Source organism: Myxococcaceae bacterium JPH2, assembly GCA_016458225.1.
Lineage (GTDB): Bacteria > Myxococcota > Myxococcia > Myxococcales > Myxococcaceae > Citreicoccus.
The window spans coordinates 1-20,441 of sequence record JAEMGR010000036.1; the positions used below are offsets into that span (position 1 = coordinate 1).

At 70.1% G+C, this 20,441-nt stretch carries 21 protein-coding genes; 9 read left to right on the forward strand and 12 right to left on the reverse strand.

Annotation, left to right across the window (positions count from 1 at the left end; genetic code table 11):
- Window positions 1-195 (forward strand): hypothetical protein (locus tag JGU66_32070; protein ID MBJ6765413.1); only part of this gene is annotated, 195 nt, incomplete at its 5' end.
- Between the two features lie 81 nt (window positions 196-276).
- On the opposite strand, the gene JGU66_32075 is transcribed toward JGU66_32070, so the two are convergent.
- On the reverse strand, window positions 277-2,133 hold the full coding sequence (locus tag JGU66_32075; protein MBJ6765414.1) for a hypothetical protein: 1,857 nt from the start codon (window positions 2,131-2,133) through the stop codon (window positions 277-279).
- Window positions 2,134-2,294: 161 nt separating this feature from the next.
- Between JGU66_32075 and JGU66_32080 the strand changes: the two genes are divergently transcribed.
- Window positions 2,295-2,843 (forward strand): hypothetical protein, encoded by a 549-nt coding sequence (locus JGU66_32080; GenBank protein ID MBJ6765415.1) that lies wholly within the window; start codon window positions 2,295-2,297, stop codon window positions 2,841-2,843.
- Between the two features lie 9 nt (window positions 2,844-2,852).
- Here JGU66_32080 and JGU66_32085 read toward each other — a convergent pair whose 3' ends face one another.
- A complete protein-coding gene (locus JGU66_32085) occupies window positions 2,853-3,830 on the reverse strand; it encodes a threonylcarbamoyl-AMP synthase (GenBank protein ID MBJ6765416.1) in 978 nt (325 codons plus the stop codon).
- Between the two features lie 31 nt (window positions 3,831-3,861).
- Between JGU66_32085 and JGU66_32090 the strand changes: the two genes are divergently transcribed.
- The 5 genes from JGU66_32090 (at window position 3,862) to JGU66_32110 (ending at window position 9,931) form a co-directional block, all read left to right on the forward strand.
- Window positions 3,862-5,280, forward strand: coding sequence for a TIGR01777 family oxidoreductase (locus tag JGU66_32090; protein MBJ6765417.1), 1,419 nt, complete (start codon window positions 3,862-3,864; stop codon window positions 5,278-5,280).
- A 106-nt stretch (window positions 5,281-5,386) separates the two neighbouring features.
- Window positions 5,387-6,316, forward strand: coding sequence for an ABC transporter ATP-binding protein (locus tag JGU66_32095; protein MBJ6765418.1), 930 nt, complete (start codon window positions 5,387-5,389; stop codon window positions 6,314-6,316).
- Window positions 6,313-7,035, forward strand: a complete 723-nt coding sequence (locus tag JGU66_32100) for an ABC transporter permease subunit (protein ID MBJ6765419.1) — start codon at window positions 6,313-6,315, stop codon at window positions 7,033-7,035. Before JGU66_32095 ends, JGU66_32100 begins: the two co-directional genes overlap by 4 nt.
- A complete protein-coding gene (locus JGU66_32105; GenBank protein ID MBJ6765420.1) occupies window positions 7,032-8,906 on the forward strand; it encodes a Gldg family protein in 1,875 nt (624 codons plus the stop codon). Before JGU66_32100 ends, JGU66_32105 begins: the two co-directional genes overlap by 4 nt.
- Window positions 8,903-9,931, forward strand: coding sequence for a hypothetical protein (locus JGU66_32110; GenBank protein ID MBJ6765421.1), 1,029 nt, complete (start codon window positions 8,903-8,905; stop codon window positions 9,929-9,931). Before JGU66_32105 ends, JGU66_32110 begins: the two co-directional genes overlap by 4 nt.
- A 9-nt stretch (window positions 9,932-9,940) precedes the next feature.
- Here the strand turns inward: JGU66_32110 and JGU66_32115 are convergent, their stop codons facing one another.
- Genes JGU66_32115 through JGU66_32130 form a run of 4 tightly spaced genes read right to left on the reverse strand, consistent with a single transcriptional unit; the run spans window position 9,941 to window position 13,449 of the window.
- Window positions 9,941-10,687, reverse strand: a complete 747-nt coding sequence (locus JGU66_32115) for a GvpL/GvpF family gas vesicle protein (GenBank protein ID MBJ6765422.1) — start codon at window positions 10,685-10,687, stop codon at window positions 9,941-9,943.
- A gap of 20 nt (window positions 10,688-10,707) precedes the next feature.
- A complete protein-coding gene (locus tag JGU66_32120; protein ID MBJ6765423.1) occupies window positions 10,708-11,118 on the reverse strand; it encodes a response regulator in 411 nt (136 codons plus the stop codon).
- Window positions 11,115-13,310: a PAS domain-containing sensor histidine kinase gene (locus tag JGU66_32125; protein ID MBJ6765424.1), complete on the reverse strand. Its 2,196-nt coding sequence runs from the start codon at window positions 13,308-13,310 to the stop codon at window positions 11,115-11,117. Before JGU66_32125 ends, JGU66_32120 begins: the two co-directional genes overlap by 4 nt.
- Window positions 13,243-13,449: a hypothetical protein gene (locus JGU66_32130; GenBank protein MBJ6765425.1), complete on the reverse strand. Its 207-nt coding sequence runs from the start codon at window positions 13,447-13,449 to the stop codon at window positions 13,243-13,245. The genes JGU66_32125 and JGU66_32130 overlap by 68 nt, the downstream gene beginning before the upstream one ends.
- Before the next feature lie 212 nt (window positions 13,450-13,661).
- On the opposite strand from JGU66_32130, the gene JGU66_32135 reads away from it, so the two are divergent.
- The gene (locus tag JGU66_32135) at window positions 13,662-14,336 is read left to right on the forward strand and encodes a DNA-3-methyladenine glycosylase 2 family protein (GenBank protein ID MBJ6765426.1); all 675 of its coding nucleotides are present in this window, start codon (window positions 13,662-13,664) and stop codon (window positions 14,334-14,336) included.
- Window positions 14,337-14,345: 9 nt separating this feature from the next.
- On the opposite strand, the gene JGU66_32140 is transcribed toward JGU66_32135, so the two are convergent.
- Both JGU66_32140 and JGU66_32145 read right to left on the reverse strand, forming a co-directional pair.
- Window positions 14,346-15,119 carry a hypothetical protein gene (locus JGU66_32140; protein MBJ6765427.1) on the reverse strand — a complete coding sequence of 258 codons (774 nt, stop codon included), beginning with the start codon at window positions 15,117-15,119 and terminating at the stop codon, window positions 14,346-14,348.
- 90 nt (window positions 15,120-15,209) lie between these two features.
- Window positions 15,210-16,493 (reverse strand): MFS transporter, encoded by a 1,284-nt coding sequence (locus tag JGU66_32145; GenBank protein MBJ6765428.1) that lies wholly within the window; start codon window positions 16,491-16,493, stop codon window positions 15,210-15,212.
- A 110-nt stretch (window positions 16,494-16,603) separates the two neighbouring features.
- On the opposite strand from JGU66_32145, the gene JGU66_32150 reads away from it, so the two are divergent.
- Window positions 16,604-17,266 (forward strand): SIMPL domain-containing protein, encoded by a 663-nt coding sequence (locus tag JGU66_32150; protein ID MBJ6765429.1) that lies wholly within the window; start codon window positions 16,604-16,606, stop codon window positions 17,264-17,266.
- A 23-nt stretch (window positions 17,267-17,289) separates the two neighbouring features.
- On the opposite strand, the gene JGU66_32155 is transcribed toward JGU66_32150, so the two are convergent.
- The 4 genes from JGU66_32155 to JGU66_32170 all read right to left on the reverse strand — a co-directional run bounded on the left by JGU66_32155 (window position 17,290) and on the right by JGU66_32170 (window position 20,382).
- Window positions 17,290-18,570, reverse strand: a complete 1,281-nt coding sequence (locus JGU66_32155) for a pyridoxal phosphate-dependent aminotransferase (protein ID MBJ6765430.1) — start codon at window positions 18,568-18,570, stop codon at window positions 17,290-17,292.
- Window positions 18,571-18,690: 120 nt separating this feature from the next.
- The gene (gene dps / locus JGU66_32160) at window positions 18,691-19,173 is read right to left on the reverse strand and encodes a DNA starvation/stationary phase protection protein Dps (GenBank protein ID MBJ6765431.1); all 483 of its coding nucleotides are present in this window, start codon (window positions 19,171-19,173) and stop codon (window positions 18,691-18,693) included.
- Between the two features lie 126 nt (window positions 19,174-19,299).
- On the reverse strand, window positions 19,300-19,824 hold the full coding sequence (locus JGU66_32165) for a carboxymuconolactone decarboxylase family protein (GenBank protein MBJ6765432.1): 525 nt from the start codon (window positions 19,822-19,824) through the stop codon (window positions 19,300-19,302).
- Between the two features lie 6 nt (window positions 19,825-19,830).
- A complete protein-coding gene (locus tag JGU66_32170) occupies window positions 19,831-20,382 on the reverse strand; it encodes a peroxiredoxin (GenBank protein MBJ6765433.1) in 552 nt (183 codons plus the stop codon).
- Between the last annotated feature and the right edge of the window lie 59 nt (window positions 20,383-20,441).

The following is a 20,441-nucleotide window of genomic DNA, read 5'->3' on the forward strand; positions in this document are numbered from 1 at the left end:
GGCGGCGGTGGCGGCGCGGCGGGCGCGGCGGGCGGCGCGGGCGGCTACAGCGGCGGCGGCGCCGGTGGCGCGTCCAGCAACTGCGGCGGCGGCGGTGGCGGAGGCTCGTACAACGCGGGCAGCAGCCAGAGCAACCAGGCCGACCAGGGTACGGGCAACGGCGTGGTGACGATCTCCTATCTCCAGCCCGTCTGATTCATCAGGCACGGCCTGGGCAGGCGCCGCGTGTCACCGCGCGGCGTCTGTCCAGGAGGCATCCGCCCCGAATCGTGTCGCTTACTCCGCGGTGAGTTCGAAGCGATAGGGGCCAAACTGTTCTGCCCCCGTGGTGATGCGCACCCGCCAGAGGCCCGTTTCGTTCGCGGTGAAGCGTCCCGCGGAGTCCTTGCCTAGGGGCTTTCCACTGGGGGATTCGGGCGTCGCCATCGCGATGGAGGTCGAGACTGGCGCAAGTCGATACCTCCTCGATGCCTCAAGCTGAACGGAGAAGACGTCCGTGTCCTGCCAGACCTCAATCACTCCTTCTAGGATGGCAGGAAGAGACGTCACTGGCGTGGCGGTCGTGGCGTCGTTGCCGTGGTCATCGCGCCCTTCCTCTGTCACCTCGAAGGAGTAGTGGGCATTCTGGGCATCCCTGATGCTGAAGAACAGCGGGCCCGTGGCGGTGGCTTCGATGACCAGCTGGTTCTGCAGCACTCGCTGCCACCAGGAGGTCTGCCCTGCCGGCGAGAGTCCTTGGAGGTAGCAGTCATTGCGGCACTTGACGCGATACAGGGTTCCCGCTGTCGCTGGGAACGTGAAGACATCCAGGTCGCGGCCATACAGCCCTTGCGAGTGAAGCCAGCCGGTCACGGTCGCTCCCAGCCGTACCTCCGTCGCCGTCGCGATGTCGTCGCCCGCGTCATCCAAGCCCATGTCTTCAACGATGAGGCTCCACAGGGTGTCTCCCACGGCCGCGTTGCTTGGCGTGACGCGGATGTGGTGGGTGCCGGAGCTGGCGACCTCGTAGGTCAAGCCCGCCTCGGCGGTCGCTCCCATTTCTCCATATGTCAGCAGCGCACCTTCGGGACTCAGAAGGCTTCCCGTGACGATGCCTGTGCCGCCGACGGCACGCATTGAATAGATGTGCCCTGCGAGTGCGCTGAACGCAAAGACATCTGTGTCGTCGTGCGTATCCATCCGGAATGCCATCGGGGTGCCCACGGTGAGAGGCGTCGCGCCCTCGGCGGAGTTGGCATGATCGTCCGTGGTCTCCAGGAGTCGGCAAGAGAGCGCGTGGCCGGGCGCCAAACCGCTGATGGACACCAGGAAGACAGCGTTGCTCTTGGCGAGGACGGAAACCTGGGCGGGCCTGCCGATGGAGAGTCCCGTCGAGTCGAACGCGGACTCCGAGGTCCCGCGCAGGTTGATTGCGCCGTTGGGGTGGTCATTCGTCGTGTCACAGCGAAAGATGTACCCATGTCCCGCGAGCGCGTGAATGGCCAGGACATCCACATCGCCCCTTTCGAGAGCGCTCACGGAGATGTTGGTTGAGGCCGGTTGGACCTCCGTGGCGGTGTCGTCCGTGTCTCCGTGGTCGTCGACCCCCAGGTCCTCCAAACGATAGACATACGCGCCCGTGGGCTGAAGCGTGAATGGCGCCTTGGCTTCCACGAACCAACGGCCTGGGGCGACCTTGAACGTCAATCCGGGCCCTGTGTACTGGTTGTCTGCCTTCACTGCGCCCGAGGCGTCCAGGAGGCGGAGCGCGCAGTCTCCCACCGCGGGGCCACCGCACGAGAATCGATAGACATGCCGGGCCTCGGTGACGACGGAATAGACATCCACGTCGGGACCCTGGCTGGAATCGAAGCCACCAGGATGCGGGCCGTCCGCGGCCAGGGGCGCCGCGGTATCGAGCGTTCCTCCGACGTCTCCTTTGGGCACGAGTTCGGCCTTCGTGCAGTCCAGCCCCGCGGCCTGTGCGTGCGCGTCGCATTCACACGTCGCCCGGCCTTCGTCGCTCACGCATTTGCCGACCGTGCATACCATTCCGGCGCAGGCGCCCTCGTCCACGCGACCACAGCCTCCGACCAGCAGGAGGGAGAACAGCGCGAGCCCCCAGGGCCAGCGGGTCGAGAGCAGAGTTGTCATGGAACGGGAACCTCGGGTTGACGGGACGGGAGGGCCCGTCATAGTCCAGCGCCGTGCGACGCAACACCTTCGTTCTCCGACTGCTCTGTCTGTGCTTGCTCCTCGTTTGCCGCGCCGCGACCGCCGAGGAAGCCGTGTCCCCCTCGGGCCTCAATGTGGGCATGCGTCTGTCCTACGCACTCCCGGTAGGGCTCACCGCGGGTGGCCCCGAGGATCCCTATCTGTATGACTTGTACAGCGGGTTGCTCTCGCTCGGGGTCGACAACTCCTGGCTGTTTGCCTCGGGGCTGGAGGTGGGGCTGACGGGGCACTACGCGTTTGCGCAAATCAAGGGCGTATGTCCTGACTCGCTCGACTGCGGAGGGCGCAACGTCCAGGTCGGAGCGCTGGCCGCTTGGCACTTCAATCCCACCGGGCGCACGGACCCGTGGGCCGGCGTCGGGCTTGGGTATGAGTGGACGAGCTATGTCATCGCCGAGGGGCGCCAGCTCGAGGAGAGCCGTCTGCGTGGGCCCAAGCTGGACTTGCAGGGTGGGTTCGATCGCCACCTCGTGGGCTCACTGTGGGGCGGCTTGTTCAGCACGCTCACCGTGGGGCGCTACGACACACTTCAGGTGCGGCTTGGCAACGGCTTGGGCACCGAGTCCATCCATGACCGCGCGCTCCACTTCTGGTTCTTCATGGGCGCGCGGTTCCGGCTTCGCTCCTGAGCAGACGCTTCAGTGCGAGGGCGTCGGGTCGCGCGGCGCGGCGGCCCGAGCGAGCCGGTCTCTCACCGCGAGCCCCAGTCCTTGCGCCTGAGGCAGACACGCGACCAAGACATCGTGGCCCTGCGCATCGGCTTCACGCAGGCGGGCATAGAGCACGCGCGCCGCATCGCCTGCCTGCTCGGGCACATCGAAGCGCGCGACCTCTGGGGGCAAGACGAGATGCGCGGGGCCCAGGACGCCTACGTTCAAGCCTCGCGCGCGCAGCTCGCGCACGCGCTCGGCGGCCTCGGACGGCTCCGCGAGCACCACGCCCGCGCGCGGCGCGTAGTGTGAGGCCAACGAGCCCGACACGCGCACCGTCGATGACGTTCGCACCGGGACTTCTCGGCCGAGCACCCGCTCCACGTCCTCCGTGGCCAGCCCTCCGGGCCGCAGGATGGCGGGGGCTCCCGTGCTCAGGTCGACGATGGTGGACTCCACGCCCACCGTGCTCGGGCCTCCATCCAGCACGAGGTCCACGTCGCTCCCCAGGTCCTGGCGAACGTGCTCGGCGGTGGTGGGGCTCACCTTGCCGAAGCGATTGGCGCTCGGTGCGGCCACTCCACCCCCGAGCCGGCGCAGCACCTCCAGCGCCACGGGATGTCCGGGCACGCGCAGCGCCACCGTGTCCTGCCCGCCCGTGACGGCATCCGTTGCGCGCGATGTGCGCCGCAGCACCAGCGTCAACGGTCCGGGCCAGAAGGCCTCGGCCAACCGTCGAGCCTCAGACGGAACCTCGCGAGCCCAGGCGTTGAGGTGCTCCACGCCCGCGAGGTGGACGATGAGGGGATGCGTGGCGGGGCGGCCCTTGATGGCGAAGACGCGGCGCACGGCCAGCTCGTCCTCGGCGTTGGCCGCCAGGCCGTACACGGTTTCTGTTGGCAGGGCGATGACGCCGCCGCCTCGCAGCAATTCCACTGCACGGTCGAGTTGATCCGGATTAAGCATTCGCGGTCGCAATCTCGCCTCGGGAGGGCACATGGGCAAGTCGCACGTCTTCAGAGCGCGCAGCCCCATGCCAGTTTCGGCGTCCGACCTGTTCCGCTGGCACGCTCGAGAGGGGGCCTTCGAGCGGCTGGTTCCTCCCTGGGACCCGGTCCAGGTCGTGGAGCGCTCCGGCGAGGGCATCCAGACTGGCGCCCGGCTCGCCATCGCGCTGCATGTGGGCCCTTTTCGCTCCCGCCTCGCCGCCGAGCACACCGCCTACGAAGAGGGCGTGCTGTTCCAGGACACGCAGCGGGCCGGGCCGTTTCGCCGCTGGGTCCACACGCATCACATGCGACCCGGTCCCTCCTCGGCGTCTTCGGTCCTGGAGGACGAGGTGGAGTACGAGCTGCCCCTCGGTGCCCTGGGCAGCACCGTGGCGGGCGCGTCCGTGCGGCATCGCCTGGAGCACACGTTCGCGTATCGCCACGCGGTCACCTTCGCGGACCTGAAGCGCCATGCCGCGTTCTCGTCGATGGGGCCGCTCACGGTGGCCATCACGGGCGCCTCGGGGCTGGTGGGCTCGGCGCTCGGGCCCTTCCTCACGACCGGAGGGCACCGGGTGAAGCGGTTGGTGCGCGGTCGGGCGGATGCCGCGCGCGGCGAGGTTGCCTGGGCACCCCAGCGCGGGGACATCGATGCTCGGGCCTTGGAGGGCGTGGACGCCGTGGTGCACCTGGCGGGCGCGAACGTCGCCGGGCACCGATGGACGCCTGAGTACCGGGACCTCATCCTCAAGAGCCGCACCGAGGGCACGCGCGTCTTGTGCGAGGCGTTGGCGAAGCTGGAGCGCAAGCCGCGCGTGGTGGTGAGCGCCTCGGCCATTGGCTACTTCGGCGACCGAGGCGACGAGGTGCTCACCGAAGCCTCCGCGCCGGGTGAGGGATTCCTCTCCCAGGTGTGTCGCGAGTGGGAGGCCGCCACCGCGCCCGCCGAGGCCGCGGGTATTCGCGTGGTGCACGCGCGCCTGGGCGTGGTGCTGGATGCGCGCGAGGGGGCGCTCGCGAAGATGCTCCCCGCCTTCCGCGCGGGCGGCGGAGGCCCCATGGGTTCGGGGCGCCAGTGGATGAGCTGGGTGTCCCTGGAGGACGTCCTCGGCCTGCTCCACTTCGCGATGATGACGCCGGCCGTGAGAGGGGCCCTCCACGTCGTGTCGCCGGGCGCGGTGCGGCAGGCGGAGCTGGCCCGGACGCTCGGGCGGGTGGTCCATCGCCCGGCCTTCCTGCCCATGCCCGCCGCGGTCATTCGGGGTCTCTTCGGGCAGATGGGCGAGGAGGCGCTCCTGGCGGGCGCCCACGCTGTCCCCGAGGCCGCGCTGCGCCACGGGTACGCCTTCACCTTCCCGGAGCTGGAGAGCGCCCTGCGCTTCACCCTCGGCCAGACGCGCGCGGGACCGGAATACCAGCACGCCTGAGGGGTTGGGCGGGCCGGCGCTCGGAAGGGGGGCGGTCCGTCGCTTGACAGTCTTCGCCCGGGGCGCCAGAAAAACGCCGCTTTCCCCATCAGTGCGAGGACTCCTGATGATCCAGGTCGAAGGGCTGACCAAGTACTACGGTGAGCACGCGGCCATCCGGGACCTGGCCTTCACCATCGGTCAGGGTGAAGTCATTGGTTTCCTGGGGCTGAATGGCGCGGGCAAGTCGACGACGCTGAAGGTCCTGGGCTGCGTGCTGTTGCCCACGTCGGGCCGGGTGGTCATCGACGGCCATGACGTGGTGGGCAATCCCCACGAGGTCCGCCAGCGCATGGGCTACCTGCCAGACGTGCCGCCGCTCTACGACGAGATGACGGTGGGCGAGTACCTGTCCTATGTCGCGCAGCTGCGTGGCGTGGCGTCGCGGGCGACCTCGGCGCGCGTGGCGGAGGCGGAGGAGAAGACGGACCTGCGCGACGTGCACGGCGAACTCATCTCCACGCTGAGCCATGGCTTCCGCCAGCGCGTGGGCGTGGCGCAGGCGCTGGTGCACAAGCCCGCGCTGCTCATCCTCGACGAGCCGACGAGCGGGTTGGATCCGCGGCAGATTGTGGAGATGCGCCGAGTCATCCGCGGCCTGCGGGGCGAGCACACGGTGCTGGTGTCCAGCCACATCCTCCCCGAGATTTCCCAGACGTGTGACCGGCTGCTCATCATCCACCAGGGCACGCTGGTGGCGCAGGGCACCGAGGACGAGCTGGCCCGGCGAATGGGCGGCGGCGGGAGCATCGAGGTGGAGGTGCGCGGCGACAGGGCGCGCGCCGTGGCGGTGCTCCAGGAGTTCGGCGCGGTGGAGGTGGAGCGCGCCAGTGAGGACGGGGTGGAGCTGAAGCTGCGGGCATCACCGGACCTGCGTCCGCGCGTGGCCCAGGCGTTGGTGGGCGCGGGGCTCGAGCTGCTGCGCCTGGACCAGGGCGCCGGCCAACTGGAGTCCATCTTCTTGGGACTGACCCACGGTCAGGAGGCGCGGGCGTGAAGGCCTGGTTGATTGCGCGTCGCGAACTCGCTGGTTACCTGCGCACCTGGAGTGGCTACATCATCCTCTCGGTCATCCTCGCGTTGAACGGACTGTTCTTCAACGCGTACGCCTTGAGTGGTGCGAGCAAGCGCTCGGCCGAAGTGCTCTCGGGGTTCTTCTATTACTCCAGCGGCTTCACCGTCGTGGCCGCGCTCTTCATCTCCATGCGCCTCTTGGCCGAGGAGCGACAGATGGGGACGTTGCCGCTCCTGTACTCGTCACCCGTGAAGGACCGCGACATCGTGCTGGGCAAGTTCCTCGCGGGGCTGGCCTTCCTGTCGCTGTACATCCTCTGCACCGCGTACATGCCGCTGCTGATTCTGGTGAACGGCAAGGTATCGCTGGGGCACGTGTCCGCGGGCTACCTGGGCCTGCTGCTCCTGGGCAGCGCCTCGCTGGCGGTGGGGACGTTTGGCTCCGCGCTGTCTCGCAACCAGCTCATGGCGGCGATCACCTCCGCGGTGATGTTGGTGGCGCTCATCCTGTGTTGGCTGTTGGCGCGCATCACCGAGCAGCCGCTGTCGGAGGTCTTCAGCGCCTTGTCGCTCTGGAATCAGCACTTCCCTCCGTTCCAGTCCGGACTCATCCACACGCGTGACGTCGCCTACTACCTCGTCGTCACCTACGTGGCGCTGTTCGCGGCCACGCGGGTGGTCGAGGCGCGGAGGTGGCGATGAGCGCGCGCAAGGCTTCCTCGGGCCTGCCCGTGACGTGGGCCTATGTCGTGGGACTGCTGCTCGTCTTCGTGGGCGAGCGCATCGTGGGGGCGGGCTCCGCGCGGTGGGGCCTCTCCTGCGTGGGGGCCGCGCTGGCGTTGGGGGCCGGGGCCTGGCGCTTCGCGCGACTGCGCGCCGCTCAGGGCGAGCGCCGCACCCTCGAGTCGTGGGTGCTGGGCCTCTACGGCGTGGGGCTCCTGGCGCTGGTGCTCTACTTCTTCCAGTCCGACGTGGGGGCCTCGCTCCTGGGCGAGCCGCTGTCTCGTCGCGCGCCTCGGCTGGCCGTGGTGCTGGCCGCGATCCATCCCGCGCTGAGCGTCTGCGCGTTGGTGCCGCTGGCGCTGGTGGAGCTGGCGGCCGCGGCGATGGCGCGTGCACCGGTGCCGGAGACGGGCCGCGTGCGCGGTGCGCTGTTCTCCGGGCTGGGGCTGTCCTTCGTGCTCGTGTTTGCCTTTGCGGCCATGTACGTGGCGACGCAGGCGGATGTCACCTGGGACCTGTCGTACTTCCGCACCGCGCGCCCGGGCGAGTCCACGCGCAAGCTGATGCGCGGCCTCAACGAGCCTCTCCAGGTGACGATGTTCTTCCCACCCGCCAACGACGTGGGTGAGGCGGTGCGGCAGTACTTCCGCGACCTCGCGCCCGAGAGTCCGCAGCTCCAGCTGGAGCGGCTGGACCAGGCGGTGGACCCCGCGAAGGCGAAGGCGCTGGGGGTCTTCAACAACGGCTCCGTGGTGCTGGCGCGGGGAGAGCGCCGCGAGCTCCTGACGCTGGGGCTGGAGCTGGAGCGCGCGCGTGGACAGCTCCAGAAGTTGGACCAGGAGGTCCAGCGGCGGCTGCTCGCGGTGGCGCGTCCGCGTCGCGTGGCCTACTTCACGGCGGGCCACGGCGAGCGCGCCGACACGCGCCCGGTGCAGGGCGAGACGCCGCGCCCCTCCGTGTCGCAGCTCAAGGAAGTGCTGCGCGCGCAGAACGTGGATGTGCGACCGCTGTCGGTGGTGGAGGGGCTGGGCTCCGAGGTGCCTCGCGACGCCTCGGTGGTGGCGGTGATGGGCGCGGCGAAGGACTTCATGCCCGAGGAGCTGAAGGCCCTGCGCGATTACTGGGAGCGCGGCGGTCGGCTGTGGCTGGCGTTGGAGCCGGATGGCGCCGACTTCCAGCCGCTGCTGGCGGCGCTGGGGCTCAAGTCCGAGCGCACGCAGTTGGCGAATGATCAGGTGTACTTCCGCACCGCGCAGCAGGTGAGCGACCGAGGCAACCTGGGCACGGCGAGCTTCTCGTCGCATCCCTCGGTGTCGTCGCTGTCCGCCATGGGCGGGCAGGCGCCGGTGGCGATGATGGGCGCGGGCGTTCTGGACGTGCTGTCGCCGCTGCCCGCGGGGCTCTCGCTGGACGTGAGCGTGCGCGCGCACGGCGCCACCTTCGCGGACACCAACGGTGACTTCACGCCAGACCCGGGCGAGGCGCGGCGCCCCTGGCCGCTGGTGGTGGCGGTGGAGAAGCCGGCCTCGGGAACGGTGAAGGAAGCGGCGCGCGCGGTGGTCATGGCGGACGCGGACGCGCTGGTCGACGGCGTGCTCACCAACCGAGGCAATGCCTATCTCGCGGTGGACACGCTGCGCTGGCTCACGGGCGAGGAGGCCCTCTCCGGCGCGACGTCCTCCGAGGAAGACCTGCCGCTGCAGCACACGCGGGACCAGGACGTGGCGTGGTTCTACGTGACCGTCTTCCTGGTGCCCGCCGCGGCGATGGCGGTGGGCTTCGGGGTGACGCGGCGTCGAGGGCGGCGTGCGCCGCGCGCGACCGAGGCCTCGGCGGGAGGTGCGCGATGAAGGCAGCAGGCGTGGCCCTGCAAGGGGCCCTGGCGGTCGCGGCGCTCGTGGCCGCCTTCTTCGTGTGGCAGCGCGAACCCGAGGGCACTCCCGGCGAGGTGACGGTGCTGGACGTGCCCGCGCGCTCGCTCGACCTCCTCCGCTACGAGGACGAGGCTCGCTTCGTGGAGCTGTATCGGGACGGGACCGACCGGGACGCGTTCTGGTTGCGGTTGGGCACCAAGCCGCCCAAGCCCATCCCGGGCATCGACGCCGCGGCAGATGGTGGTGTGGCGGCGACTCCGCCCAAGCCCGCGGAGCCCCTGCTTCCCCCGCGCGAGCTGCGCGCCAACGACGTGGCGGTGAAGCTCTTTGGTCGGTTCGCGCCCCTGCGCGCGCAGCGCTCGCTCGGGGACCTGGACGCGAAGAAGCTGGAGGAGGTCGGGCTCACGCACAGCGAGCGCAAGCTGACGCTGACCCTGGGCGGCAAGCCCGAGGTCTTCGCGCTCGCCTCGCCCGCGGGGGGCTGGGGGACGCCGTACCTGCGCCGTGAGTCGGACGGCCGCGTGTTCCTCCTCGGCCCATCGCTCTTGCCAGACCTGGACGCGGCGGCCAGTCGGTTGGTGGATCGGCGGCTGCACACCTTCGAGGCGGGCGAGTTCGACCGCGTGGTCGTCACCACGGGCGGGGTGTCGCGCGCATACCGGGCCTCGGGGATGGCCGGTGGGACGGTGCGGCTGTCGCCGGTGGAGGCGCCGGACACGCCCGATGAGTTCGCGCGCAACTGGCATGACCGCGTGTGGCGCATGGTGCCCTTGGACTTCCTGGGGCGCGGCGAGTCGCCGACGACGGGCGAGCCCCAGCCTCAGTTCCGCGTGACGTACCAGCGAGGCGAGCGCGTCCTGGGCGAGCTGACGGTGGCGCGCACGCCGGATGGCACGTACTACGCGAAGACCGAGCACGCGCCAGGCTGGGCCCGTCTGCAAGCGGGCATCGAGCCCTGGGTGCAAGAGGCCGCGAAGGTGAGCGCGGCGGGTGTCCACTGAGCGCGGACCTCAGTCCACGTCGAGCCGTCGCTGCACGAAGCTGTAGGGCGGCCAGGGCCCGGTGAGGCGGAACGCATAGGCCTCCGTGCGCGTGGCCAGCGCGCGCACGCGGGCCTCGAAGGTCGCCAGCTCCTCTCGGTCCACCAGGAACGATGCGTTGAGGAGCATGTGTTCGCCGAGCGGCGGATCCTCGCGCAGGGACGCGGCCAGGGGACGCAGGTCCGCAATCACCGTGGCCATGTCTCGCGTGGCGCGTTCGGACACCGCGGCCTCGAGCCGGGCCGCGTGCGCGCCCTCGGGCTCCGCGGGATGTCGCGCGAGCGCTGGTGCTTCCATCTCCACCTGACGGGCGAGGTGCTCGCGGTGGCAGCGCACCTTGAGGCCCAGCTCCAGCCGGCCGTGGATCATCTCCAGCGCGCGTGACAGGGGCTCACGCGCCGCGCGCAGCACCTCGCGCACGCGTGAGAGCGAGGGCAACACCGTGCCGAACGCCACGGGCAAGAGGGTGTGGTCGCGCAGCACGGCCTCGGTGACGCGCTGGTGCACCAGCAAGTGCGTGCGCGTGGGCGCGATGCGCGGGCCCGGTGACTCGGACACCAACGCGGCCATGCCCGCTTCGTGCACGGTGCGCACGGACGCGGGCGGCGCCCCCAGGCCGATGCGTCCCAGGTCGAGCGGAGCGCTGGCGCGCAGGATGCCGTAGACGTACTGCGGGCACTCTCCTTGGGCGGCGTCCTCCTCGGTCGCGGGGTCGATTCCCATGAGGCGCTCGCCACTCAGCCGACTTGCACGCGGGCCCGTGTGGCCAGCACGCGCCGGACCTCGTCCACCAGCGCGTCCGGCAGACAGGGCTTGGTGACGAAGGCATCGCAGCCCGCGCCGCGCGCTTCGTCGGACTGGCCTGTCATCGCGTGACCGGTGAGCGCCACCACGGGGATGGTCTGCGTGCGCGTGTCCTGCTTCAGCCGCCGCGTGGCCTCCCACCCGTCGATGATGGGCAGCGACAGGTCCATGAGGATGACGTCCGGCAGCAGCTCGAACGCCTTGTCCAGCGCCTCCTGGCCGTTCTTCGCCTCGGCCACGCGGAACCCGGAGTACTCGAGGTACTCCGCGTACATCTCGCGCGCGTCCTCGTAGTCGTCGACGACCAGGACGAGGGGTTTGGGGGGAGCGGTGGGGAGGGTCATGTCCGTCTCGCACGTCGGGGGAAGTGCAGGGTGAAGGTCGAGCCGTGGCCTGGAGCGCTCTGGAGGGTGACGCGCCCTCCCAGCATGGTGGCCAGGCGCCGACAGATGGAGAGCCCCAGGCCCGTTCCTCCGTAGGCGCGCGTGGGGGAGCTGTCCACCTGCTGGAAGTCCTCGAAGATCTTCTCCTGATAGGCGGGGTCGATTCCAATCCCCGTGTCCACCACGGCGATGGCGAACGCGTCCACCTGCGCGGTGTATTCGGCCGTGACTTGCACCGAGCCCTCGTGCGTGAACTTCAGCGCGTTGGACAACAGGTTGAGGACGATCTGCTTCACCTTCTGCCTGTCACTGTGCACGGGCAACAAGCCCGAGCCCAGGTGCGTGCCCACCGTCAGGTGACTGCGCGCGATGATGGGGTCCATCTCCGCCGTCACTTCCTGCAGCAGCTCGGGGAGGCCGAAGTCCGACAGGTGCAGTGGCATGCGCCCCGCTTCGATGCGGGTGATGTCGAGAATCTCGTTGATGACCTCCAGCAGGTGCCGCCCGTTGGAATCGATGCGGGTGAGGTTGCGCTTCTGGGAGGAGGACAGGTCGCCCGAGACGCCCTGCAGCAGCATGTTGGTGTAGCCGAGGATGGCGTTGAGGGGCGTGCGGAACTCGTGCGACATGTTGGCCAGGAACTGCGACTTGGCCGCGCTCGCTTGCTCCAACTGGATGGCCTGGCGCCGCAGCTTCTCGTTCTGCTCGGCCAGCTCCGCGGTGGCCACCTGCACGCGCGCCTCCAACTGCGTGGACACATCCTTCAGGCGCTCCAGCAGGCGCGCCTTCTCCAGCGCCTCGGTGCGGTCCTGAAAGAGGGTGACCACGCCCGTCAGTTCGCCGCTGTCGCCGAGCACCTTGCTGGCCACGGCCTCCATGGGGAGCGTGGCGCCCGCGGCGGGATCCACCAGGATGAGCTGCCCACGACAGCGCAGCGTGGTGCCCCCGCCCAGGAGTCCGGAGAGGAACGCGGAGAACTGCGCGTCGTTGGCGCGGACGCGTCGTTGGGCGGCCTCGCCCGCGTCCGGGGGCAGGGCGAAGAGCTTCTCCGCCGGGTCGTTCATCATCACCGTGCCGCCCGCTGGATCCGTCAGGATGATGGGGTCCGCCACCGAGTCGAGCACGCGGTCCAATCGATGACGCTCGCTGCGGGCCTCTCGCTCGGTGGCGCGCAGGCGGCGGTAGCTCTCGCCCAGCGCCTGGGTGGCGCGCCCCAGGTCCGTCACGTTGCGCAGCACACTCACCATCGCCTCTCGACCATCTGGACCGCGCACGGGCGTGCTGACCAGCTCGAAGTGCAGGTCCGTGCCCTCCACGGGATCCACCAGGGGCACCTCGCGGCGGCGCACCGCGTCCGCGCCCGCGCCCGCCACCAAGGCCGCGGCGAACACGCGCTGGTTCAGCTGCACCGCGCGGCGACGACCTGGACGTGAATCGGGTGCCACCACGAGCAGCATCTCGGCGCGCGCGTTGGCCAGGTGCGGCTGTCCCTCCATGTCCGTGAGCAGGATGGGGTCCGCCACCGAGTCGATGATGCGGCGCAACAGCCCATCCGGCTCCCACAGCCGCGCGGGCGGCCCGCCGCCGCCGAGGAGCTGACGCGCGAGCTGCGGCCCCAGGCATGACGCCAACCACGGCACATCGGGCGGCAGCATCTCCGTGGGGGACGTCACCACGAGCAGCCCCACGGTGTGCCCGCCCGCGCGCGCCAGCAGGGGCACGGTGAAGAAGCCGCCGCCCTGCGAGGGGGGCAGCAGCGACTGGAGTCCAGGCGCCAGTCCGCGCGTGGCGGCGGGACCCATGGGGACGCTGAGCGCGAACGCGCTGTGCGCCAAGGCGTGGACGAGCGCGTCCTGCTGCGCGGGAAGGAGTCCATGAGCGGCCAGGCACAGCGGCCCGCCATCCGGCGAGTCGAGCGACAGGCACGCCACGGGGGACAGGTGGGCCTGATGGACGAGCCACTCCACCGACGCCTCGGCGCACGCCTGCGCCCCGTCGCACGTCAGCAGCCGCTCGGCGAGCGACAGCCGCGCCGGAGCGTCCGGAGGCACGACGGATGGCAGCGGGGCAGGGGCGGCCACGGCCTTACGCTCCGGGGACCGGGTCGAGCGGGTGGTGGCCTCGGGCGTCAGGTCCAGACGTGTGGCGCGCATCCCCGCCCGGCGCTTCCACGTGGCGCGCGCCCGGGGCGGGCTCCCACGACGCTCCCGGGTCGAGCCGCAGCCCCCGGTCCAGCACGCGATCCAGCACGTCAACGAGGCTGGCGCTTCCGGTGGTTCGTTCCACGGCCATCCGTGTGCGCTCCTGGGCTCCCGGGGGGCGCGGACCCGGCCCGTCACTCTTCTAGCGCGAGGGCCACCGCCGCCCCAGAGCGGCCCGTTCGCCTGCCGCGACTTGCGAACACCGTGGGCTCGCCACTGTTGGCTCTCGCACACGCCCGGCGCGCCGCGCGTGGACGGGATTTCATTGGACCCACGCCGGGCCGAGGGCAGCATGGGGCGCCCATGCCTCGCCTCGCGAAGTCGTCCTCCGTCCCGCTCCTCCCTGATGCCTGGTCTCCCGCCGCTCGCCGCGCGCTCGTGAAGGCGGATCCCGTGATGGGGGCGCTGATGAAGAAAGTGGGCCCCCTGCGGCTGGAACTCAGCCCGCTGCACAGCCCCTTCGAGGCGCTGGCGCGCGCCATCGTCTACCAGCAGTTGCATGCCCGAGCCGCGTCCACCATCTTCGGCCGCGTGTGCGAGCGCGTGGGCCACGGCAAGGCCTTCACGCCGGAGAAGGTGCTGGCCACGCCGGAGACGGCGCTGCGCGAGGCGGGCCTGTCCGCCAACAAGCTGGCCGCGCTGCTGGACCTGGCGCGCAAGACGCAGGATGGCACCGTGCCGCCCCTGGCCCGCGTGCGGCGCATGTCCGACGCGGACCTGGTGGAGCACTTCACCCAGGTGCGAGGCATTGGCCCGTGGACGGTGGAGATGCTGCTCATCTTCCGCCTGGGGCGCCCGGACGTGCTGCCGGTGGATGACTACGGCGTGCGCAAGGGCTTCATGCTCGCGTACCAGCAGGACGAGATGCCCAAACCCAAGGCCCTGCTGGAGTTCGGCGAGCGCTGGCGTCCGTGGCGCACCGTGGCGAGCTGGTACCTCTGGCGCGCCACGGAGCTGCCTCCGGACTCCTTCAAGTGAGGCGAGGGCTCAGTCGGAGGCCGTCGTCACGCGCACGAAGCGGATGTAGCGCCGGTCCGTGCTGACCGCCGCGATGACATAGCCCTGCGCCCAGCCGCCATCCAGCTCGGACACGAAGCCGGAGATGTAGAGGCGGTTGCTGTTGCGGGAGATCTGCGTGATGTACGCCACCGCGCCGTCCACGTCGTCCGCGGTGGGCATCTGCTGGAACAGGACCTGTCCGCGCAGCGTGGTGACCAGGTCGGCGAGCGTGATGGGATAGAAGTCATCCGACTGCTCGTAGGCGCGCGGATACGCCACGGCGAAGTACGCGTCCTTGAGGGTCTCGTTGTTGGCCACGCCCTGCCCGTTGGGGATGTAGCCCTCCGCGATGCGCGAGGCCCCCGCCAGCGGCCCCGCCGAGCCGTACAGCGTCGCGGTGCTCGTGGTGACGAGCGTCACGCCCTGCGGCGCCACCGGGCCCGCGTCGTACAGCTCGTAGAAGTCCCCAAGGTACTTGATGGCCGGGCCGTTGATGCCCGTCTTCCACGTGGAGTCCGCCAGCTTCGTGCCCAGGTAGGTGTGCTCGGCGGCATCCACCACGTGGTCATCGTTCTGGAACGCGCTCAGCGCCGCCGTCATCTCGGCGCGGGTGATGGAGGTGCCGCCCGGGCTGGCCGCGGTGCGGGCCGTGGCGACCTGCGCCTCGAAGGCCGGCACGGACACGCTCACGCCTGCCAGGGCCACGGGTGAGGCCAGCAGCACCGCGCTGGCGACGAGAGAACTCAGAGTCTGGCGCTTCATGTCGGGACCTCGTGCATTCCGAGCCCAGGAGAGCCCGGGAGGGTGGTAATTCACCCCAAGCTCTAGCACGAGATTATTGCGGGAAATCCGTCAAAACTCGGTGCCGGCTCCACTGCTCCTCGGCTGGGGCGTGGGGGCGGGAGTGGGCGCCAGTGGCGCGGAGCGGCGCAGGGGCGCTAGCAGGGCGAGGAAGCCCACGGAGAGCCCGAGCCCGAGCATGAACACGCTCGCGTAGCCCCAGCCGCCGTGGTGGGCATCCGCGAGCCAGCCTCCGAGGAAGCCGGCCACGCCCTTGCCGGCGGTCTCCACGCTGGCCAGCAGCGTGTAGTGCGTGGCGCCGATGAGCGGATCCACGCGCGACATCATGAAGGCGAACATCGCGGTGGTGAGGGCGCCGCCGAAGAACTCCTCGGCCAGGGTGACGGCGATGACGTTCGTGTCGGTGACGCCGGAGTGCGCCAGCAGCCAGCGCCCCGCGAGCGGCACCAGCCGCAGCGTGCCGGTGATTGCCACCGCCTTGAGCAGGGGCACGCGCGAGGCGAGCAGTCCTCCCGCCACGGAGCCGATGAGCGACGCCCCGATGCCCCACGTTCCCACCAGGAGGCCGATCTGCGCGGGCACGTAGCCGGAGTCGACGAGGAAGGACTTGTAGATGACGTCCGACATCGTCTCGCCCAGCTTGTACGTGAGGACGAACAGCAGCAGCCAGCCGGTGCCGGGCATGCGCAGGGCGTGGACGATTTCACCGCGCACCTCGCGCCAGGTGCGCTTGGCTCCCAACGGCACGCCCGTGCTTCGCGGCGGTGGCTCCCGGAAGGCGGCGACCCAGCCGAACACCGCCAGGCACAACCCGGCCATCGCGAGGAAGAGGCCCGACCAGCCGATGTGCGCGCTCGCCCAGACGAGCAGCCCGCCCCCGGTCATCATCCCCAGCTTGTAGCCCACCACCTGCGCGGCGTTGCCGAGCCCCAGTTCCTCCGGTTCGAGCGTGTCCACCGCGAAGCCGTCCACCGCGATGTCCTGCGTGGCGGCGAAGAGGTTCATGAGGAAGATGCAGCCAAACAGGAGCGGCAGCGAGCCCACGTCCACGGCCAGCGAGGCGCACACGCACGCGCTCGCGAGCAAGGCCTGCATGGGGAGGATCCACGACTTCCTGCGGCCGATGCGCTCCGAGGAGTAGCGGTCCACCAGGGGCGCCCACAGCGCCTTGGCCATCCACGGAGAGGCGAGGAGGCCGAGAAAGCCAATGGCGGCCAGCGAGGCTCCGCGCGCGCGCAGGTACACGGGCAACGCGTTGACCTGGAAGCCGAAGGGCATGCCCTGCACGAAGTACAGCGCGCACAGCAGCCTCAGGCGAGACGAGGGAAGTCGCATGTCGCCCCGCAGCATAGAGCCTCTCCCGCCGTGGGGCGGCATGGCTCCTCCCGCCGCGTGGCGGCCCGGGGCCTATACTCGGCCGTTCCCTCCGTTCACGGAGCAGCCCCATGGCAGAGTCGGTTCCTGGCGCAGGTCTCATCGTGGTGACGGTCTCCTCCGAGCACGAGTTGGAGGCGGACCACGTGGACGCCATCGTGGATGTGCGCGCGACCGCGTTCTTCACGGGAGGCGCGGCGCTGACCAATGCGAAGGAGGTGCTCGCGCTGGTGCGCCGGCTGGAGGAGCTGGGCGTCTCCAAGGACGCGTTCTCGCTGGAGGCGGTGCACGCGGAGATGAACGAGGGGCTGCTCACCCGGTCGTCCTCGGCGGTGTACACGCTGCGCATCCGCCTGGACGTGCTGGAGCGCGTGGCGGACGTGCTGGCGGCGTTCACCGGCTTGAAGCAGGCCACGCTGCGCGAGCTGCGCTGGGGCTACGCGCGCGAGACGGAGGCGCGCGAGGGGTGGCTGGAGGAGCTGGCCCGCGCGGCGCTTCGCCAGGCCCGCCGCGTGGCGGATGGCCTGGGCACGCGGCTGGTGGGCACGAGCCGCTTCGCGGAGAAGGTGACGGTGGTGCAGGCGCCGGTCGCTCACGGCGCCTACGACTCTGGAGCCATCAAGTCCCGGAGCTACGGCGGCGGACGCCCGGACCTGGGCTTCACCGTGGCGCACCGCAAGCGGATGTCGGTGGAGGCCACGGTGGAGTTCCACACCGTGCCCGCCGCGTCCTGACGGCGCGGCGGCGCGGACACCGCTCAGGGCGTCTTGGTGGGGTGCTCGGCGTAGTGCATGACCATCTGCTCCAGCCGCGCGAGCGCCTTGTCGAGCGTCTCCTGGGACGGCCCGAAGGACAGGCGCACGTAGTTGCGGAACCGTGAGGTCCGCATGCGGCGCTTGCCGGGGTTCACGTCGAAGAACTCACCGGGCACGGCGATGATCTTCTTCTCCAGCGCGGCGCGGAAGAAGCCCATGCCGTCATTGAGCGGCGCGGGCAGGCCAGACACGTTGCCCCACACGTAGAACGTCCCATCCGGGGCGCGGTCCGTGCGGATGCCCAGCCGCTCCAGGCGCGAGTGGAAGCGGTCGCGCTTCTCGCGGAACACCGTGTGGATGGCGTTCGTCTCGGCCACCACGGCGTCCTCCTGGAGCAGGGGGATGGCCGCGCGCTGGAGGGGGCGGCTGCCACCGCCGTCGAGGAAGCTGCCCGCGCTCGACACGGCCTCGATGACCTGCCGTGGACCAATCGTCCACGTCATGCGCCAGCCCGGGTAGCGCCAGTTCTTGGTGAGGCCGTCGAAGATGACCACGGGGTCGCGGTTGACGTCCTCCACGTAGCGCGCGGCGCTCTCCACGGGCAGGTGGCCGGGGCGGCCCGTCCAGATGTAGTGCGAATAGAACTCGTCGATGAGCAGCGTGCAGTCCTGTTCGCGCGCCACGCCGACCCAGCGGGCCATCTCCTCGCCCTGCACCAGCTTGCCGGTGGGGTTGCACGGGTTGGAGAAGAGCAGGGCGGACAGGCCGCGTCCCTGCACCTCGCGCCGCAGGTCCTCGTGGGTGAATGCGTAGCCGCGCTCGCCCTCCAGCAGGATGGGGATGGCGGTGAAGGCCTTGAAGACATCCAGCAGCTCTTCATAGGCCGTGTAGTCGGGGAGGAAGTGGCCCAGGTTCACCGAGCCCAGGCTCGCCGCGGCGCGGGTCAGGGCCGCGCGGCCACCACCGGACAGGCACACGTTCTCCGCGCTGTACTGGCTGGGCATGCCCCGGCGGTAGAGCCGGTTGTAGAGCGACGCGATGGCCTCGCGAATCTCCCACAGGCCCGCCACGGGGGCGTACTCCTGGTCCGCCACGTCCACGGTGACGGTGTGGAGGCGGGGAGGGGCTCCGGGCAGGTCGCCGGTCTCCGGCTGTCCCTGCCCCAGGTTGCACCACTCCGGGTCTCCGGACTTGTAGCCGCGGCGGCTGGCCTCGGCGGTGACATAGATGACGCCCGTGCGTGGCACGGAGCGGAAGGCATGAAGGGTCCCGTCGTCGCTCACGGCCGCGCACGCTAGCGGACTTGGGGCCCGGGCGCTGTGACTTCCGCTGAGCCCTCCAAGAGAGAAGGGCGGCCCACCAGCCGGCGGGCCACCCCCTCGCTCAGCCTCGGCGCCTGGGACTCAGGTCTCCAGCGAGGCGCGCAGGAACCAGGCGTGCTTCTCGAACTCGGTGATGATGCCGGTGAACAGGTCCACCGTGTCCGTGTCCAGCTGGCCCTCGGCCAGCTTGCGGCTCTCGCGCAGGCCCGCGAGGTACACCTCGATGCGCTCGGCCAGGAGCTTCACGTGCTCCAGGTCGCGCGAGGTCTCCTGCGGGTACTCCGCTAGCCGGCTCGCCTTGGCCACGTGGCGGCTGGTGCCGTAGGCGCGCCCGCCCAGGGTGACGGCGCGCTCCGCGATGGAGTCATTGTGGTTGGCCAGGCTCACCGCGAACGTCTCGAACAGCGGGTGGAGCGCGGCGAACTGCGGGCCCTTGATGTTCCAGTGGGCGACCTTGATTTGCGAGTGCAGGTCGAGTCCGTCCGCGAGCCGCTCGTTGAGCGTCTGCGACAGCGCGGTGCGGGCCTGCTCGGGAAGGGGGCTCGGGCTCTTGTAGAGAGACATGGCGGGGTTTCCTTTGGCTTTCGTGAATGTGCCCGATTGGATGCACGGGGCCGGAAAAGGAAGCGCCCTTCGGTGCGAACACCGAAGGGCGCCAGGGAACAGCGCACCAGGAGGTGAGGCCTGGCGTTACGACTCCAGACCCACCGCCGCGGCGTGGACCACGGCCGCGATGCGGACCGCGTCATGCACATGGTCTTCGGTCAGGCCGCCATCCAGCACGACCTTCTCGTGAGCGCGCATGCACATCTCGCAGCCGTTGATGGCGCTGACCGCGAGGCAGACCAGCTCGAAGTCCACCTTGTTCGTCAGCACCTGCGCGAGCCGGTTCATCCGCAGTCCCGCACGCTTGCTCGAGTAGGACTCCTTCCCGATCATGTGGCGGAACCGGTAGTAGACGTTGTTCATCGCCATCAGCGAGGCCGCGGCGCGCGCATCCTCGATGACGGGCTCCGGGTTCGTGAGGGCCTTCTTCGCCTCTTCGAGCAGGGCTTCCTTCAGCCGATCATTCCGAGCGGCGAAGGCGCATGCGACGGCCACGCCCCAGCGCTGCTCGGGCGTCAGGCTGCCCCCCTCCAGTACTGCGGAGAGGTTGAGGCGGGTGTCCTTGTGGGCGTCCGCGAGTTCGCCGCGGACGACTTCGAGCGAAGCCATGATGGATTACCCCGCCTTCATCTTCTGGGTCAGGGTCTCCTGGCCCTTCTCCCAGTTGCACGGGCACAGCTCGTCCGTCTGCAGCGCGTCCAGCGTGCGGACGGTCTCCTTGACGTTGCGGCCCACGGACAGGTCATTCACCGTCACGTGACGGATGATGCCCTGGGGGTCCGCGATGAACGTGGCGCGCAGGGCCACGCCCTCCTCCTTGTGGAGGATGCCCAGCGCGGCGCTCAGCTCGCGCTTCACGTCCGCCAGCATGGGGAACGGCAGGTTCTTCAGGTCCGGGTGGTGCGTGCGCCACGCGTGGTGCACGAACTCGCTGTCGGTGCTCAGGCCGAGCACTTGCGCGTCGCGGTCCTGGAAGTCCTTGTTGTGCTTGCCGAACTCCGCGATCTCCGTCGGGCAGATGAACGTGAAGTCCTTGGGCCACGCGAAGAGCACCGTCCACTTGCCCTTGTACGTGTCGTTCGAGATCTCCTTGAACTCCTTGCCCTTCTCCAGGCTCACGGTGGCCTTGACCTTGAACTCGGGAAGCTTGTCGCCAACGGTCAGCATTACGACTCCTTGAGTGGGGGCCGGCCAGGAGGGACGGCCCAGCAGGTGTGATTGCGCTT

What these genes read in the sequence shown, in the direction of transcription:
- JGU66_32075 (MBJ6765414.1), bottom strand. Translation starts at nt 2,133, where the DNA reads ATGACAACTCTGCTCTCGACCCGCTGGCCCTGGGGGCTCGCGCTGTTC.
- JGU66_32080 (MBJ6765415.1), top strand. Translation starts at nt 2,295, where the DNA reads ATGCGTCTGTCCTACGCACTCCCGGTAGGGCTCACCGCGGGTGGCCCC.
- JGU66_32085 (MBJ6765416.1), bottom strand. Translation starts at nt 3,830, where the DNA reads ATGCTTAATCCGGATCAACTCGACCGTGCAGTGGAATTGCTGCGAGGC.
- JGU66_32090 (MBJ6765417.1), top strand. Translation starts at nt 3,862, where the DNA reads ATGGGCAAGTCGCACGTCTTCAGAGCGCGCAGCCCCATGCCAGTTTCG.
- JGU66_32095 (MBJ6765418.1), top strand. Translation starts at nt 5,387, where the DNA reads ATGATCCAGGTCGAAGGGCTGACCAAGTACTACGGTGAGCACGCGGCC.
- JGU66_32105 (MBJ6765420.1), top strand. Translation starts at nt 7,032, where the DNA reads ATGAGCGCGCGCAAGGCTTCCTCGGGCCTGCCCGTGACGTGGGCCTAT.
- JGU66_32110 (MBJ6765421.1), top strand. Translation starts at nt 8,903, where the DNA reads ATGAAGGCAGCAGGCGTGGCCCTGCAAGGGGCCCTGGCGGTCGCGGCG.
- JGU66_32120 (MBJ6765423.1), bottom strand. Translation starts at nt 11,118, where the DNA reads ATGACCCTCCCCACCGCTCCCCCCAAACCCCTCGTCCTGGTCGTCGAC.
- JGU66_32125 (MBJ6765424.1), bottom strand. Translation starts at nt 13,310, where the DNA reads ATGCGCGCCACACGTCTGGACCTGACGCCCGAGGCCACCACCCGCTCG.
- JGU66_32130 (MBJ6765425.1), bottom strand. Translation starts at nt 13,449, where the DNA reads ATGGCCGTGGAACGAACCACCGGAAGCGCCAGCCTCGTTGACGTGCTG.
- JGU66_32135 (MBJ6765426.1), top strand. Translation starts at nt 13,662, where the DNA reads ATGCCTCGCCTCGCGAAGTCGTCCTCCGTCCCGCTCCTCCCTGATGCC.
- JGU66_32140 (MBJ6765427.1), bottom strand. Translation starts at nt 15,119, where the DNA reads ATGAAGCGCCAGACTCTGAGTTCTCTCGTCGCCAGCGCGGTGCTGCTG.
- JGU66_32145 (MBJ6765428.1), bottom strand. Translation starts at nt 16,493, where the DNA reads ATGCGACTTCCCTCGTCTCGCCTGAGGCTGCTGTGCGCGCTGTACTTC.
- JGU66_32150 (MBJ6765429.1), top strand. Translation starts at nt 16,604, where the DNA reads ATGGCAGAGTCGGTTCCTGGCGCAGGTCTCATCGTGGTGACGGTCTCC.
- dps (MBJ6765431.1), bottom strand. Translation starts at nt 19,173, where the DNA reads ATGTCTCTCTACAAGAGCCCGAGCCCCCTTCCCGAGCAGGCCCGCACC.
- JGU66_32165 (MBJ6765432.1), bottom strand. Translation starts at nt 19,824, where the DNA reads ATGGCTTCGCTCGAAGTCGTCCGCGGCGAACTCGCGGACGCCCACAAG.
- JGU66_32170 (MBJ6765433.1), bottom strand. Translation starts at nt 20,382, where the DNA reads ATGCTGACCGTTGGCGACAAGCTTCCCGAGTTCAAGGTCAAGGCCACC.